The organism is Microbacterium sp. M1A1_1b (assembly GCF_053345565.1).
On record NZ_JBKFAJ010000005.1, the window covers coordinates 319,079 to 334,764 of the forward strand.

At 72.1% G+C, this 15,686-nt stretch carries 14 protein-coding genes; 6 read left to right on the forward strand and 8 right to left on the reverse strand.

The genetic code is table 11. The features are described 5' to 3' along the window. Positions 1–163: 163 nt before the first annotated feature. Positions 164–1,060, forward strand: coding sequence for an inositol monophosphatase family protein (locus tag ACLBWP_RS13885; RefSeq protein ID WP_447655605.1), 897 nt, complete (start codon positions 164–166; stop codon positions 1,058–1,060). Next, on the forward strand, positions 1,041–2,975 hold the full coding sequence (locus tag ACLBWP_RS13890) for a LamG-like jellyroll fold domain-containing protein (protein ID WP_447655606.1): 1,935 nt from the start codon (positions 1,041–1,043) through the stop codon (positions 2,973–2,975). The genes ACLBWP_RS13885 and ACLBWP_RS13890 overlap by 20 nt, the downstream gene beginning before the upstream one ends. 62 nt (positions 2,976–3,037) lie before the next feature. Here the strand turns inward: ACLBWP_RS13890 and ACLBWP_RS13895 are convergent, their stop codons facing one another. Beyond that, positions 3,038–3,508, reverse strand: a complete 471-nt coding sequence (locus ACLBWP_RS13895) for a MarR family winged helix-turn-helix transcriptional regulator (RefSeq protein WP_447655607.1) — start codon at positions 3,506–3,508, stop codon at positions 3,038–3,040. Positions 3,509–3,676: 168 nt separating this feature from the next. Between ACLBWP_RS13895 and ACLBWP_RS13900 the strand changes: the two genes are divergently transcribed. Then, complete coding sequence (locus ACLBWP_RS13900) at positions 3,677–4,276, forward strand: CalY family protein (RefSeq protein ID WP_243564199.1); 600 nt, start codon at positions 3,677–3,679, stop codon at positions 4,274–4,276. Between the two features lie 3 nt (positions 4,277–4,279). Then, on the forward strand, positions 4,280–5,752 hold the full coding sequence (locus tag ACLBWP_RS13905) for a LamG-like jellyroll fold domain-containing protein (RefSeq protein ID WP_447655608.1): 1,473 nt from the start codon (positions 4,280–4,282) through the stop codon (positions 5,750–5,752). Between the two features lie 9 nt (positions 5,753–5,761). On the opposite strand, the gene ACLBWP_RS13910 is transcribed toward ACLBWP_RS13905, so the two are convergent. The 5 genes from ACLBWP_RS13910 to ACLBWP_RS13930 form a co-directional block, all read right to left on the reverse strand. Then, positions 5,762–6,778, reverse strand: coding sequence for a LacI family DNA-binding transcriptional regulator (locus tag ACLBWP_RS13910; protein ID WP_447655609.1), 1,017 nt, complete (start codon positions 6,776–6,778; stop codon positions 5,762–5,764). After that, on the reverse strand, positions 6,775–7,425 hold the full coding sequence (locus ACLBWP_RS13915) for a heme utilization protein (RefSeq protein WP_447655610.1): 651 nt from the start codon (positions 7,423–7,425) through the stop codon (positions 6,775–6,777). Before ACLBWP_RS13915 ends, ACLBWP_RS13910 begins: the two co-directional genes overlap by 4 nt. 283 nt (positions 7,426–7,708) lie before the next feature. Continuing rightward, positions 7,709–8,722 carry a LacI family DNA-binding transcriptional regulator gene (locus ACLBWP_RS13920; protein WP_447655611.1) on the reverse strand — a complete coding sequence of 338 codons (1,014 nt, stop codon included), beginning with the start codon at positions 8,720–8,722 and terminating at the stop codon, positions 7,709–7,711. 68 nt (positions 8,723–8,790) lie between these two features. Beyond that, positions 8,791–9,591 (reverse strand): alpha/beta hydrolase, encoded by an 801-nt coding sequence (locus ACLBWP_RS13925; RefSeq protein WP_447655612.1) that lies wholly within the window; start codon positions 9,589–9,591, stop codon positions 8,791–8,793. A 2-nt stretch (positions 9,592–9,593) separates the two neighbouring features. After that, positions 9,594–10,121 carry a phenolic acid decarboxylase gene (locus tag ACLBWP_RS13930; protein ID WP_447655613.1) on the reverse strand — a complete coding sequence of 176 codons (528 nt, stop codon included), beginning with the start codon at positions 10,119–10,121 and terminating at the stop codon, positions 9,594–9,596. 76 nt (positions 10,122–10,197) lie between these two features. Here ACLBWP_RS13930 and ACLBWP_RS13935 point away from each other — a divergent pair, with 76 nt between their 5' ends. Together ACLBWP_RS13935 and ACLBWP_RS13940 are read left to right on the forward strand one after the other, a co-directional pair. Continuing rightward, entirely contained in the window at positions 10,198–10,659 is a 462-nt protein-coding gene (locus ACLBWP_RS13935; protein ID WP_447655614.1) for a MarR family winged helix-turn-helix transcriptional regulator, read from the forward strand. A gap of 231 nt (positions 10,660–10,890) precedes the next feature. Beyond that, positions 10,891–12,435, forward strand: coding sequence for an alpha-L-fucosidase (locus tag ACLBWP_RS13940; RefSeq protein WP_447655615.1), 1,545 nt, complete (start codon positions 10,891–10,893; stop codon positions 12,433–12,435). 59 nt (positions 12,436–12,494) lie between these two features. On the opposite strand, the gene ACLBWP_RS13945 is transcribed toward ACLBWP_RS13940, so the two are convergent. Continuing rightward, positions 12,495–14,789 carry an FdhF/YdeP family oxidoreductase gene (locus tag ACLBWP_RS13945; RefSeq protein WP_447655616.1) on the reverse strand — a complete coding sequence of 765 codons (2,295 nt, stop codon included), beginning with the start codon at positions 14,787–14,789 and terminating at the stop codon, positions 12,495–12,497. Beyond that, a complete protein-coding gene (gene fdhD, locus ACLBWP_RS13950) occupies positions 14,786–15,685 on the reverse strand; it encodes a formate dehydrogenase accessory sulfurtransferase FdhD (protein WP_447655617.1) in 900 nt (299 codons plus the stop codon). Before fdhD ends, ACLBWP_RS13945 begins: the two co-directional genes overlap by 4 nt. Between the last annotated feature and the right edge of the window lies 1 nt (position 15,686).

Genomic DNA, 15,686 nt, shown 5'->3' on the forward strand with positions numbered 1-15,686 from the left:
AGCGCGGTCAGCGACCGGCCGCCGTCCGTTCACGCCGTGTTCAACGGACGCGGGCACCGACCCGGCAGGGAGTCGCGTGCACGACACCGTCGTTCACCGCGGGTTCCACCGACGGGCCACGGCGGTTCACCGTCCACGTCGGCCGTGCCGCTACACCGGGGGCATGAGTCACTCCCCCGATGCCCCCGCACCAGCGGCGCTGCGAGCCGCCGCCGAGACCGCCTGCCGCCAGGTCGCCCCGCAGCTGCTCGCCGCGTTCCGCGCCGACATGACCGTGGCGACCAAGCGCGACGCCCACGACGTCGTCACCGTGCACGACCGCGCGGCCGAGGAGACGATCACCCGGTCGCTGACGTCGGCGTTCCCCGGGTCGGTCGTGCTGGGCGAAGAGGGCGGCAGCACGGGGGACGCCGGACTGCGGTGGATCGTCGACCCGATCGACGGCACCGCGAACTTCGCGCGCGGTCTGGCGTACTGGTGCGTCTCGATCGCGGCCGAGGTCGACGGGGTCGTCGTCGCCGGCGTGGTGTACGACCCGGTCGCCGACCACCTGTTCGCCGCCGACGACACCGGCGCCACGCTGGACGGCGCACCGATCCGCGCCGCCGCCCTGCCCGAGGCCGATGCCACGGTGCTGACGAGCTTCCCCGTGCAGCAGGACCTGGAGCTGCTGGGCGAGGACGCCGCGTTCGCCCTGCTGCGCGACCTGACGCTGCGCTACCGGCACCACCACAGCACCGGCAGCGGCGCCCTCAACCTGGCACACGTCGCCGCCGGCTGGTCCGACGTCACGATGGGCTTCGCGACGCACGCGTGGGACGTCGCCGCCGGTGCGTTCGTCCTGCAGCAGGCCGGCGGGTGGTTCCACGGCAGCGTCGGCGGCGCCCCGACCGACCGACCGCAGGACGCCGAGGACTACGTCGCCGGCGGTGGCGGCGACGAGCACGGCTTCCTGGTGGAACGGGTGCGCGCACTCTCGGCGACGATCGTTCACCGCGCGTCCGCCACCGGTTCGCCCACCGTCGCTAGCGTGCGGAGCCGTGCAGAACCCTCTTCGTGACGATGCCCGGAACCCCCTCTCGCGCCGCGGTTTCCTGGTCGGGACCGGCCTGGCCAGTGCCGCCGGGATCGCCGCCTCGGCCGGCCTGCCCGACGGTGCGGCGGCGGCCGATGCTCTGACCGCCCCCGCCGCGGCGGGGACACCGCCGACCGCCGCCGCACAGACAGCGGCCTCGGCGGGGCGTCCGGGCCGCTGGCGTCCGGACACCACATCGCCGCGGTTCACCGTGGCCGTGATGCCGGACACGCAGTACATGTTCGACGGCGCCGCGGTCGACCCCGCCCCGATGCGCGCCTCGATGGAGTACGTCGTCCGTGAACAGACGCGGCACAACACCGTGTTCCTGGTGCACCTCGGCGACCTGACCCAGAACGGCGCCGCGTCCGAGATGCAGGCAGCCGGTGCCGTGTTCGACGTGCTGGACCGTGCGGGAGCGCCCTACAGCGTGCTCGCCGGCAACCACGACGTGGTGTCGTCGACGGACGACCAGCGCGGCCCGACCCCGTACCTCGACGTCTTCGGGCCGAAGCGGTTCCGGCGGGCACCGGGGTGGATCGGGTCGAGCCCGGACGGGTACAACACCGCGCACGCCTTCACGGCCGCCGGGCGCGAGTGGGTCGTCCTGGCGCTCGACTGGAAGACGAGTGCGAGCGGTCTCGCCTGGGCCCGCTCCGTGCTCGCCGCCCGCCCGCACGCGCCCGTGATCCTGACGACCCACGCGATCGTCGACTCGGACGCCGCCGGCGATGCCACGTTCGACGCGTACGGCCAGCAGCTGTGGGACACGTTCATCGCCGAGCAGGACCAGGTGTTCCTGACGCTGAACGGCCACTACTGGGGGCCGGGTCGCACAACCCGGAAGAACGCCGCCGGCCACGACGTCGAGCTGCACCTGACGAACTACCAGAACCGGTACTACGGCGGCGCCGCGATGATCCGGCTGTACCACGTGGACCTCGACCGGAACGTGATCGACGTCGAGACCCTGTCGCCGTTCGTGCTCGGTGGCGGCCTGGGCGACGACAACGCGCTGGCAGACGAGGAACGCACCCTGAGCGGCGACGTCGACCGGTTCACGGTGGCCGTGGACTTCACCGCGCGCTTCGCGGGCTTCGCGCCGGTCGCACCACGGGCCTCCCGTCCGGCGTCCGCGATGCTGGTGCCGGGGACGATGGCGTACTGGCGCTTCGACGGCACCACCGACGGCGCAACGGTCGCTCCCACGACGCGGGTCCGTGACCAGACCGGCCGCGGCAACGACCTGGTCGTCGCGCAGCGTCCCGGAGCCGTGCCGGGCGCGCTGCGCTGGTCGAGCGCGCACCACCCGGACCAGCCGGGCGCCGGCAGCCTGGCGCTGCAGGGCGGCAAGCCCGGTGGCGACCACCTGCTGACGGTCGACGGCGCGCCGATCAACCGCGCACGGTTCGCGGACGGGTACACCGTCGAGGCGTTCTTCCTGCTGCCGACCACGTTCGACCCGGACGCCAACGGGTTCAGCGCGCTGTTCTCGCAGTCCTCGAGCGCCGGTGACGTCGGGAAGGCCCGCTCGGACGACGGGGACCCGCAGGAGCCCGCGGTCACCCTGAGTCTGTCCGGCGACCGCGAGCTGCAGTGGTGCGTGTACCCGACCAGCCAGGACGGATCACTGACGAACTGGGGCCACGAGCTGCCGCTCGGCCGCTGGTGGCACGTCGCGGTGGTCAACGACCGGTCGCACACGGTCATGTACGTGGACGGGTGCCCCGTCGTGCGGAACCCGTCGACCCGGAACCGCGGCCTGAGCACCGCCGGACAGCCCTGGCTGCTGGGCGGCTACCGGTACGGCGGCGTGCTCGACCAGGTGTTCGTCGGGTCGATCGGCGACGTCCGGGTCGTCGGCCGGGCGCTGCGGCCCGAGGAGTTCATGATCGCCTGACACGGGCGCGGGCGTGTGCGTGTGCGTCCCCGCGCTCGCGCTCGTGCTCGTGCTCGTGCTCGTCAGCGGGAGGCGGACACGCTGTCCAGTCCCGCCGCGAGACGCACGAACCGGGTGCCGATCCGTTCCCAGTCACCGTGCGGGAACGCGTCCTCGAACACCGAGAAGTAGACCGACCGGACCCGCTCACGACACCGTTCCCCCGCGGCGCCGAGCCGGACGAGCACGCTGCGGCGGTCGTCCGGGTTGGGGACGGACACGACGATCTCCCGGGGCGTCAGGCGGTTGAGCATGATCGTCACGGCCCCGGTGGTGACGTCGAGCGCGCGGGCGACCCGGGTCGGTGTGAGCCCGCCGGTGTCCGGCCCGGACAGCAGCAGCACCAGACGGATGTCGGTCTCGTTGAGGCCCTCGTCCGCCAGCAGGCGGCGCAGGACACGCAGGTGCGCGAGCTCGAACTGACGGAACGCGCTGAGCAGCTCGTCGAAGGTCTCGTCGTCGTCGCGCAGACCGCGATCCGTGTGCGCGTCCATGTCGACGACACTAGTCGATCACCTGAGTGCTCTTTCCGAGTTTCCTGGACATCAGGTGATTGAGCGAGTAGTTTAGGTACTCAACCACCTGTGCATCCCGTGTCATCCCTGGCGCGCTGCGGACACAGCCTCTCGTCGCTTCGTCGACACCTGCTCTGGAGCTGCCCCATGCCCCGATCCATCCCCCTCACCGCGAAGATCATCGCCGGCGTCGGCATCCCGGTCGCGCTCGTCGCCTCTGGGCTGGTCGTCTCGACCGCGTCCTACTCCGCCTTCTCGGCGACCACCGCCAACCCGACCAGCAACTGGTCGACCGGAACGGTCAGCCTGACCGACGACGACGCGAACACCGCGCTGTTCACGGCCACGAACCTCAAACCCGGATCGACCGGCACGAACTGCATCACCGTGACCTCGAACGGCTCGCTCGCGTCGGCCGTGAAGCTGTACGGCACAGCACCGAGCACGACGAACGCCCTGTCGTCGTACGTCACCCTGACCGTGCTGCAGGGCACCGGCGGCGGCTTCGGGTCGTGCTCGGGATTCACCCCGCTGTCCACGAACGGCACGCTGTACTCCGGCACGCTCGCCGCCTTCGGGTCGGGCTCGAGCAACTACGCCACCGGGATCGGCACGTGGACGCCCACGGGCGCGACGCCGGAGTCCCGCGTGTACCAGGTGACGTACACCGTCGCCTCGTCCACCCCGAACACGGCCCAGGCCGGCTCCGCGGCACTCGGCCTGACCTGGGAAGCACAGAACAGCTAGGTGATGACGACCATCGCCGCACCCGCCGCCGCGAGGGCGAGGACGTCACTGCCCGACGTCCTCGCCCTCGTGCGCGTCGTCGTGGCGACGATGGCACGCGGCGTGGTCGTCATGGTGCTCGGGCTCGCACTCTGGGCAGCGGTCCCGGCGGCGATCGGCTGGCAGCCCACCACGGAGATGACCGGCTCGATGGAACCCCGGCTGACCCCGGGTGACGTCGTGGTCTCGCGCCCGGTGGCCGCGAGCGCGCTGCACGTCGGGCAGGTCCTGCTCGCCGAGGACCCGGACCGGAGCGGAGCACTGCGCCTGCACCGGTTCGTCGCGACCGGCCCCGACAGCGCGCTCATCACCAAGGGCGACGCGAACCCGGACGACGACTCCACCCCGGTGCGCCGTTCCGCCGTGCACGGTGTGGCGGTGCTCCGAGTGCCGTTCGTCGGCCTGCCGGTCCTGTGGATCCGCGACCACGAGTGGAGCAAGCTGCTGCTGCTCGCGGTCGGCGCGGCCGTCGTGCTCGCCGTGACCACGATCGACCGACGCGTCCGGAACCCCGCCCACCCGGTCACGAACGGGACAGCCGCCACACCAGCCGTGCGTGTCCGGCGCACCCCCGCGGACCCGGACACCCGACGAGGCCGACGCCGCACCGAACGACGACACCGTCGCGTCGTGCGGATCGGAACGATCGCCGCCGTGCTGCTCGTCACCGGTGGGCTCACCGTCGGCCCGGCCGCAGCGGTGGCCGCGGGCTTCGGCAGCATCAGCGCCGACCCGACGTCGACCCTGCGCGCCGCCACGACCTTCCCGTGTCTCGCGCGGACGGTCACGAACAGCCCCACCTTCAGCTACCAGTTCAGCGCCGCGACCGGCATGACCGAGGCAGATGCGGCCGGCAACGGTCGGACGGGCACCCTGGGCTCCGGCGCGACCCGCGTCGGCGGCACCTGCGCCGACAGCCCGTACGTCACGCTCGACGGCGTCTCCGGACAGGTCACCGGCGCCAGCAACGCCCGGGTGACGGCGCCGACGACGTTCTCGCTCGAGGCGTGGATCCGCACGACGGGCGGCGGCGACGTCATCAGTTTCGGTGACAGCCAGTCGGGGACGTCGTCCGCCTACGACCGGACGCTCTACATCGCCTCGAACGGCCGGGCGTCCTTCGGGGTCTACAACGACTCCACCGAGGTCGTCGTCGCGCCGCACGGCTCGGTCGCCGACGGTCAGTGGCACCACCTCGTCGCCACCCTCGGCGCCGGCACGATGACGGTCTACGTCGACGGTGTCGCAACCGGCAGCACCACCGGCGTGGCCCCGCCGACCTACTCCGGCTGGTGGCGCGTTGGGTACGACGACCTGGCGACGTGGCAGGACCGTCCGAGCACCGACGCGTTCGCCGGCGACCTCGACGACGTCACGGTCTACCCCGCGGCGCTCACGGCAGCGCAGGTCGCGACACTCGACCGGCAGGGCCGCTGACCGACGGGCTCAGGCCCGTGCTGCTGCCAGCAGCGGCACGCTCGAGCCCCGCGGCTGCAGCGCCGTCGGCAGGACCTCGTGCCGGTCGACCCGCCGCCCGCGCAACTGCTCCACGACGAGCTCGACGACGCGGGCACCCATCCGTCGCCGGGGCTGGTCGACGGTCGTCAGGTCGAGTCGCGCCGCCAGGGCCGTGCCGTCGAACCCGGTCACGGCGGCCAGTCGCGGCAGGTCGAGCCCGGCGTCGTGCGCGGCACCGAGCAACCGGGCGGCGGTCGAGTCGTTCGCGGCGACGAACGCGGTCACGCCCTGGTCCAGGTGGCGGGCGATCCGTCCGGGGTCGACGACCAGCGCGTCGACGTCGTCCGTCCGCACCGCACCGAGTGCCCCGAGCCGTCCGGCGACCTCGGCGTGCACGAGCGCGCGACGCGTGGTGGACGGGTGGCCGGACTCCGCGACGAAGCAGGTGCGGACGTGCCCGAGCGACGCCAGGTGCAGCAGCAGCCCGCGCATGCCGGCCTCCTCGTCGGCGCTGACCGTGTCCACGCCGGTGCCCCGGGCCCGGACCGCGCCGGAGCCGAGGACGGCGACCGGCAGGTCCGCGGCGACCGCCGCCAGCCGTGCCGGGTCGAGTCGGCTGCTGACCACCGCGACCCCGAGGACACCGTCGGCCGACCCGTGGCAGGCGTGCAGGGCCTCCAGTCCGGCGGCCAGCCGGAGGTCGTCGCGGAAGCCGTCCACGACGCGCAGGTCGAAGCCGAGGGTCGCCGCGGTCGCGTGCGCACTCGCCAGGACCTCGGCGTGGAAGGGGTTCGCGGCCTCGGTGACGAGCACCCCGACGACCAGCGGCCCGTCGTCGGCGCGGCGGCGCGCGAGGTCGCCGACCGGCAGACCCAGGGCGCCCGCTGCACGGACCGCATCTGCCCGTCGGCGCGCGGACACGCCGTCGTCGCCGCGCAGGGCGAGGGACACCAGCGAACGGGACATCCCGGTCGCGCTGGCGACGTCCGCCAACGTGACGGTCACGTCAGCGTCCAGGTGCGGACGTGCTCCCACGTCATGGTGTGCCACCAGCGACCGCTCCAGTCCGGGCTGGCCGTGCGGTACAGCACGACCGTGTCACCGCGGAAGCCGGAGGGCACGTCGATGCCGAGGTCGCGGATGAAGGCACCCACCTCGTCGTGCAGGTCCGGCCGGCCGTACAGGTCGTGCGAGGCGAGCGACAGGTGCCCGCGCCAGTGCTCCGGGTCGTAGTCGTTCGACAGCGGCGAGTGCATCGGCACGCGGAACGGAGCCACGGCGGCGTCGACGTCCGCGGCCAGGCGCACGAAGTCCTGGTTCACCGAGCCGTCCGGGCGCTCGGCGACGTCGTACACGTACCCGATGCCCTGCTCGCGGACGCCGGCGTTGTGCACGTCGAACGCCGGTCGGCCCTGCAGCAGGGTGGTCAGGGCGTCCTCGACCTGGGCGATGTCGCCGCCGAAGGGCTGGCTGCCGACCAGGGTGGCGTGCGGCGGGAACGCGCCGGCGGACACCAGGCCGTACTGGGCCCGGAGCTGGTCGGTGACCACCGTGACCGCCCGGCAGGTCCGGGCGTCGGGGCGCAGGTAGACGCCGTAGCGGTAGGGGTCGCCCGCGTCGAGGGGGCGCTTGGCTGGGTGCGTGTGGGACATGGTCTCCGTCCAGTGGCCGGTCTGTGGGCAGTCGCGTGAGATAGGGAACGTTCCCTATCGTGCTCGGGATGCGCGCGGGTCGCATCCGTCTGGACGGCGACGCGCCGGTGAACGGCGGGTGACGTGACGCGCTCCGCGGCGGACGGGAGGCGCGGTGCCAGCCCGCCACGGGCCTGCTGTCCGGTGGTCCCAGCGGACGGGAGGCCTGGTGCCGGGCCGCCACGCACCTGCTGTCCGGTGGTCCCAGCGGTGGCGGGCGCGAACGCTCGGACCCGGCGGGCGGTCAGCGCCGCGCGAGCGTGCGGCCGGCGACCAGGGCGCCGTCGATCGCGGTGTGGGTCGCGCTCGAGGTCCGGCCGTCGATCTGGTCGACGACGTCGTCCACCGAGAGCGCGCCGATCACGCCCAGGGGCTGTCGCCACGACGTGATGCCGAGCAGTTCCGTGGCGTACGGCAGGATCCCGTCGTACCCGGTGACCGACAGGTCGGCCGGCGCCTGGAGCCCCCGTCGGCGCATCGCCTCGAGCACCCCGACGGCCCACAGGTCGCTCGGGGCCATGACCGCCGTGACGCCCCCGGCCTGCAGCAGCTGGTCGATGAACGAGTCCAGGGAACGAGGGTCGGCGCCGTGGTCCTCGGAGCGGATGCGCAGCACGTCGACACCGCGGGCGCGGAGCCGCCGCACCATCGCATCGGTCCGGGCGGACTGGGTCAACGAGCCGGACGGCGACACCGTCAGCACCGCGACGCGCTCGTGCCCGAGGTCCGCGACCCGGTCGGCCAGCGCCCGCCCGCCGCCGCGTTCGTCGCAGTACACGCTGCTGACCGACTCGTCGCGCTCCGGGCGCCCCGCGACCACGGTCGGGATGCGGCGCGCGAAGGGCAGCACGTCCTCGACGGGCAGGGCCCCACTGCAGACGATCAAGCCCTCGACGCGCAGCGACACCAGGGTCTCGAGGGCACGGCGTTCCTCGGCGATCGGGAACGAACCGGCACCCGTTGCCGTGACGACCCGGTAGCCACGCTCGGCTGCGCGCAGCTGGAACGCGGTCAGCAGGTGCCCGTAGAACGGCGTCGAGGCGTCGCGCACGAACGCCCCGAGCGTGTGGGTCCGGTGTGCCGACATGCCTCGGGCGTTCGCGTTCGCCACGTAGCCCAGGTCGACGGCGGCCTGCTTCACGCGGTCGACGGTCGCGGGCGCCACGCCGTACGCCCCGGCGAGCGCGCGGGACACGACGGACTTCGAGACGCCGGCGGCTGCGGCGACGTCGAGGATCGTCGGGACCGCGCTGCTCACCGCGTGGGCCGTCGTCTGGTCATGCCCTCACGCTAGCGGCGACTCGTCGCGGCCCGGGCCGATCGCGGTCAGAGTCCGGTGAACGCCAGGAGTCGACGGAGCAGGTCCTGGCGGAGCGGGACCGACGACCAGCCGTGGTCGGCGCCGTCGACGGGGACGAACGTCGCGCCGGTCAGGAGCTCGCCGTAGTGCCGGCCGTACTCGACGGGGACGATCGTGTCGGCCGTGCCGTGCACGACCATCGCCGGGCCGCGGTAGCCCGCCGCGACACCGTACGGGTCGAGCCCCGCCTGGACCTCGTCGATGAAGGCCGGCCCCAGCGCGGTGCCGCCGAAGTCGAACCAGCCGCGCTCGCGGACCGGGGCGATCGGCTGCCCCATGATGGCGTCGTGGACGGTGATGTCGTCCACGACGACGCCCGCCGGTGACCAGAGCGTCAGGGACCGGACCCGGTCCGGCACCCCGGCCGCGGCCATCGCCGACTCGACCGCACCCAGGCTGTGCGCGACGACGTGCACCGGCGCCCCGGCGTCGGCGGCGAGCTGTTCGATCATGGCGGTGACCTGGGCGACCTCGTCCCCGATGGTGATCCGGGCGAAGTCCCCGTCACTGACACCGTGCCCGAGCCGGGAGTACGAGCGCACCCCGACGCCACGCTCGGCCAGGACGCGGGCGGTCTGCACGAAGAGCTGGCGCGCGCCGGTGTCGGTGTCGCCGAACCCGTGCACGAGCAGGACGGCCGGGGTGCCCGGTCGGACCGTGCCGTACTCCCAGCCACGCAACAGTCGGCCGCGGTGGTCGAGGGTGATCGCGGTGGTCGGGACGCTGCCGGTGTCAGCGCCGTTCCCCGGCTCGAGCAGGTCGGCCACGGTCAGTTGCTCCGGTCGGCGAAGCCCGCGGGCAGGTCGGCGGGCGCGGTGTCGATCACGGTCTCGTCGTCCTGACCGACGTGCTCGAACAGCGTGATGTGCGCGAACTCCGGCACGACGTAGATCGGGTACGTCGGACCCTGGTCGCGGTACTCCCGCATCCGGTCCAGGTGGTCGTTCTGGAACAGCACCGTCTTGCTGCCGTCCTGCTCCACCCAGTGCGGGAAGAAGATCGTGCCGTGCAGCACGCGCTCGCCGGGGACGACGTTCACGACGACGCTCGTGCCGGTGGGCTCGTTCCACGACACCTTGTAGACACCCTCGGTCAGGACGACCAGGTCGACCTGCTGGTCCTTGACCCAGCGGCCGCCGACCATGCCGGTGTGGATGCGGTAGTCGATGGTGGTGGCGTTCTTGACGTACATCTCGTACTGCCAGCCGTTGGCGTACGTGTAGATGAACCGGTGTCCGACGATGCCGGAGAGGTCCTGGGTCGGGACGGGGTGCGCAACGCTCATGGTGATGTCCATGCATCTGAGTTTGCCGTCGAATTGCGTTTGTTGCAAGCGTAGTTCGACGACAACTGCCCGTGAGTACGCTGATCGGATGAACCCGCGCACGCCCGACCCCGACCTGCCCCTGGCGGCGCGGCTGCTCAGCGCGGAGATCGGGCCGCTCCGTCGGGCGCTCCTGACCACGGCGCGGAGGAGCGGAGCACTGCCCGAGATCCCCGACGCGCAGATCGAGGTGCTGCGTCGCCTGGACGAGGACGGCTGGTCCAGCCCGACACAACTCGGTCGGACCCTGGGCCTGGCTCGCTCCACGGTGAGCAACCTCGTCGCCGCGATGCAGCGCGACGGCCTGGTCGAACGACGCCTGGCCGCAGGCGACGGGCGGAGCACCGAGGTCGGACTGACCGAACTGGCCCGCGAGCGCCTGACGGTCTACGACGCCGCCGCCGAGCGCGTGCTCGTCGCGGCGATCGGCAGTCTGCCCGTCGAGGCCCAGCACGCCCTGGCCGCCGCCGTGCCCCACCTGGGCGACCTGCGACGCGCGCTGGAGACCTGACGCGGCCACGCGCAGTCGAGCGCCGCCGAGTCTCGGCCCCGCGGACAGATCGCGCCCGTCGCACGCCGCATCCTGTCCGCCCGGCCGGGACTCGCCGCTGGCCGCGGCGTCGGGACACCGGCGCTGGACGCGGCGGGGCTGCCGCGCGCGACCGGGTGACAGCGAGCGCCGCTCAGACATAGGATGTCTGTGCTCGCGGCATCGGCGCCGCGCAACCGATCGGAGCACCTCGTGCACGAACCGCTGACCCCGCTCGACCCGACCTCGCTGCCCGCACCCGTCGACGTGTCGGACAACACCGCCGCCCTCGCGGAGGTCGACGCCGTGATCGACGCGGGACCCTTCGACGCCACGTGGGAGTCCCTGCAGCAGTACCGTGCGCCGCTCTGGTACCAGGACGCCAAGTTCGGGATCTTCATCCACTGGGGCGTCTTCTCGGTACCGGCGTACCGGAACGAGTGGTACTCCCGCGACATGTACCGCGCCGGCACCCCCGAGTACGAGCACCACGTCGCGACCTACGGGCCGCAGGACACCTTCGGGTACAAGGACTTCATCCCGTCGTTCACGATGGAGCACTTCGACGCGGCCGAGTGGGTGCGGGTCTTCCGCCAGGCCGGTGCGCAGTTCGTCGTCCCGGTCGCCGAGCACCACGACGGCTTCGCGATGTACGACACCGCCCGGTCGCGGTGGAACGCGGCGCAGCTCGGCCCACAGCGTGACGTCCTGGGCGAGCTCCTCGGCGCCGCGGACGACGCCTGGATGGTCCGTGGGGCATCGTCGCACCGTGCCGAGCACTGGTTCTTCATGAACGGCGGCACGAAGTTCCCCTCCGACGTGCTGGACTCGGCGTACGCCGACTTCTACGGGCCGGCGCAGCGCGAGGAGACAGCGCCCAACGAGCGCTTCCTGGAGGACTGGCTGCTGCGCACCGTCGAGCTCATCGACCGGTACCGCCCGCAGGTGTTGTGGTTCGACTGGTGGATCGAGCAGCCTGCGTTCCAGCCGTACGTCCGACGTCTGGCCGCGTACTACTACAACCGTGCGGCCGAGTGGGGTCGCGAGGTCGTCATCAACTACAAGTGGGAGACCTTCGCCCCGGGCAGCGCCGTGTACGACATCGAGCGCGGCGCGATGGGCAGCACGCCGGAGATGGTCTGGCAGAACGACACCGCGATCTCGAAGACCGCCTGGAGCTGGGTCGAGGGGCACGACTACAAGACCACGCGCGACCTGGTCGCCGAGCTGGTCGACGTCGTCGCGAAGAACGGCGTGCTGCTGCTCAACACCGGTCCGAAGTCCGACGGCACCCTGCCCGAGGACGAGGTGCGCGTGCTGCAGGGCATCGGCGCGTGGCTCGCGCGCAACGGCGAGGCGATCTACGGCACCCGACCGTGGACGATCTCCGGCGAGGGCCCGACGACCCGTCCCGCGGGGTCGTTCGTCGATGCCGAGGCGATCGCGTACACCGCCCAGGACGTCCGCTTCACCGTGCGCCACGACGTCACGGGCGAGGCCGTCTACGCCACGCTGCTCGCCGACCCGGCGGACGGCACCGCGGTGATCCGCGCGCTCGGGTCGGCCTCGGGACTGCTCGGGCACGCGATCCGCTCGGTCGCGGTCCTCGGGCACGACGGCGACGTGGTGTGGGAACAGCGCCCCGACGCCCTCGTGGTGCAGCTCGACGGCATCCAGAGCGTCGACTCCGGTCCGGTGGTCCGGGTCCGGCTCGCGCCGACGGTGGTGCCGGAGCGGACCGACTTCCTGCACCAGTGACAGGGTGGTGACCCGATGACGGACAGGAGGCCCGTGGCGGCGTCGCCACGGGCCTCCTGTCAGGCCGCCGTGGGCGTGAGCCGGACCGGCACCGCCTTGGACACCGGGGTGTTGCTGCCCTTGGCAGCGCTGTCGAGCGGGACGAGCACGTTCGCCTCGGGGAAGTAGGCGGCCGCACAGCCGCGCGCGCTCGGGTACTCCACCACGCGCCAGCCGCGCAGCACGCGCTCCAGGTCGTCGTGCCAGACGGTCGTGATGTCGACGTGCTGGCCGTCGGTCAGGCCCAGCTCAGCCAGGTCGAGCGGGTTGACGAACACGACCTGCCGGCCCTTCTTGATGCCGCGGTAGCGGTCGTTCAGGCTGTAGATCGTGGTGTTGTACTGGTCGTGCGAGCGCAGCGTCTGCAGCAGCAGCGTGCCCTCGGGGCGCTCGACGTGCTCGAGCTCGTTGACCGTGATCATCGCCTTGCCGGTCTCGGTCGCGAACGTGCGCGAGTCGCGCGGGCCGTTCGGCAGGACGAAGCCCTCCTTGCTGCCGGCGCGGCGGGAGTAGTCGTCGAACCCGGGCACCACGCGGCTGATGTGGTCGCGGACGACCCCGTAGTCGGCCTGCATCGCGGACCAGTCGATCGCCACACGGTCGCCGAGCGTGGCGCGGGCGAGCTCGCAGACGATCGCCACCTCGGACAGCAGCCCAGGAGCGACCGGGGGCACCTGGCCGTGGCTGCCGTGCACGGAGCAGACGGTGTCCTCGACCGAGACGAACTGCGGCCCGGACGCCTGCACGTCGATCTCGGTGCGGCCCATCGTCGGCAGGATCAGCGCCTCGTCGCCGACCACCGCGTGCGAGCGGTTGAGCTTCGTCGACACCTGCACGGTCATCTCGGTGCCGCGGAACGCCGCCTCGGCCAGCTGCGTGTCCGAGATGGCGGCGACGAGGTTGCCGCCCATGCCCATCCAGAACTTGACCTCGCCGCGCTGCATCGCCTGGATGCCCTTGAGTGCGTCGACACCGTGCTCGCGCGGGGGCTCGAAGTGGAACTCCTTGCCGAGGGCGTCGAGGAACGAGTCCGGCATCTGCTCCCAGATGCCCATCGTGCGGTCGCCCTGCACGTTGCTGTGGCCGCGGATCGGCGAGGCGCCCGCACCGGGACGCCCGATGTTCCCGCGCAGCAGCAGCAGGTTGATGATCTCCTTGATCGTGTCGACGGCCTTGGTGTGCTGGGTGATGCCCATCGCCCACGTGATGATCGTCCGGTTCGACCGGATGTAGCGGTCGGCGACCTCGTCGATCTCCTCGACGGTCAGCCCGGTCGCGCGGACCACCTCGTCGTCGTCGACCTGCAGCGCGTGCTCGACGAACGCGTCGTACCCGCTGGTGTGCTCGGCGATGAACGCGTGGTCGACGACCGTGCCCGGTGCCGCGAGCTCGGCCTGGATGACGCGCTTGGACATTGCCTGCAGCAGGGCCATGTCGCCGCCCAGGCGGATCTGCAGGAACTGGTCGGCGATCTCGGTGCCGTGGCCGACGACCCCGCGGACCTTCTGCGGGTTCTTGTAGCGGCGCAGGCCGGCCTCGGGCAGCGGATTCACCGCGACGATCGAGGCGCCGTTCTCTTTGGCGTCCTCGAGCGCGGTGAGCATGCGGGGGTGGTTCGTCCCCGGGTTCTGGCCCATCACGATGATGAGCTCGGTCTCCTCGAAGTCGTCGTACGCGATCGTCGACTTGCCGATGCCGACGACCTCGGCCATCGCCAGGCTCGTCGACTCGTGGCACATGTTCGAGCAGTCCGGCAGGTTGTTCGTGCCGAACGCCCGGACGAACAGCTGGTAGACGAAGGCCGCCTCGTTCGAGGTGCGACCGGACGTGTAGAACGACGCCTGGTCGGGGCTGTCCAGGCTGGTGAGCTTCGCCGCGATCAGCTCGAACGCCCGCTGCCAGCTGACGGGCTGGTAGTGGTCCGAGCCCGCGGGCTTCCACACGGGTTCGGTCAGGCGGCCCTGCATGCCGAGCCAGTACTCGGTCTTGTCGAGCAGGTCGGTGATCGAGTGCTCGGACCAGAACGTGCGCGGCACCAGCACCGGCGTGGCCTCCCACACGACCGCCTTGCCGCCGTTCTCGCAGAACTCGGCGACCTTGCGCTTGTCCGGGTCCGGCCAGGCGCAGCTCATGCAGTCGAACCCACCCTTCTGGTTCAGCGACGTCATGAGCTTGAGCGTGCGGGCGACGCCGAGCTGCTCGATCGCCGGACCCATCGAGTGCAGCACGCCGGGGACGCCGGCCGCCCACTCCTTCGGTTCGCCGACGGTGATGTCGGCGTCGGTCACGTCCGCGACGGGGGGCTTCTCGGTCATGATGCGCTCACTGTCTCGGTCGCGTGATGTGGCTCGGTCGCGTGGTGGGTCTCGTCCGCGGCGGTCGACTCGGTGATGCGGTCGGGTCGGCTGTAGACGACCATGCTCTGGCCCCGCAGGAACCCGACGATCGTCACGCCCACCTCGGTCGCCAGGTCGACGGCCAGCGAGGACGGCGCCGACACCGCCGCCATGACGGGGATGCCGGCCATCGACGCCTTCTGTGTCAGTTCGAAGCTGGCACGACCGGAGACCATGAGCACCATGCCGGTCAGCGGCAGCAGGTCCTGCTTCACCGCCCACCCGATGACCTTGTCGACGGCGTTGTGGCGGCCGACGTCCTCGCGCAGCACGAGCATGCGACCCGTCCGTCCGTCGAACAGTGCCGCGGCGTGCAGCCCGCCGGTCTTCTCGAACACGGCCTGCTCGGCGCGCAGGACGTCGGGGAAGGTCGCCAGCAGGGCCGGGTCCACCACCAGGTCGTCGTGCAGGACGGCGTGCTGGGACTTCGTGCGGACGGCGTCGATGCTCGCCTTGCCGCACAGCCCGCACGAGCTGGTCGTGTAGAACGCGCGCTCCAGGCTGGGGTCGGGCGCGGGCACACCGGCGGCCAGGGTGACGTCGAGCACGTTGTAGGTGTTGAGCCCCTCGTCCGTCGCACCCGCGCAGTACCGGGCCGCGGCGAAGTCGTCGCCCTGCGCGATGACCCCCTCGCTGACCAGGAACCCGGCGGCCAGGTCGAAGTCGTGCCCGGGTGTCCGCATGGTGATCGCGAGCGCCGAGCCCCCAACGCGGATCTCGAGTGGCTCCTCGACCGCCAGGACGTCGTCGCGCACGGCCCTCGAGGTCCCGACGGTGACGCGGGTGACACGCTTGCGCGCCGTGATGCGGTTCATG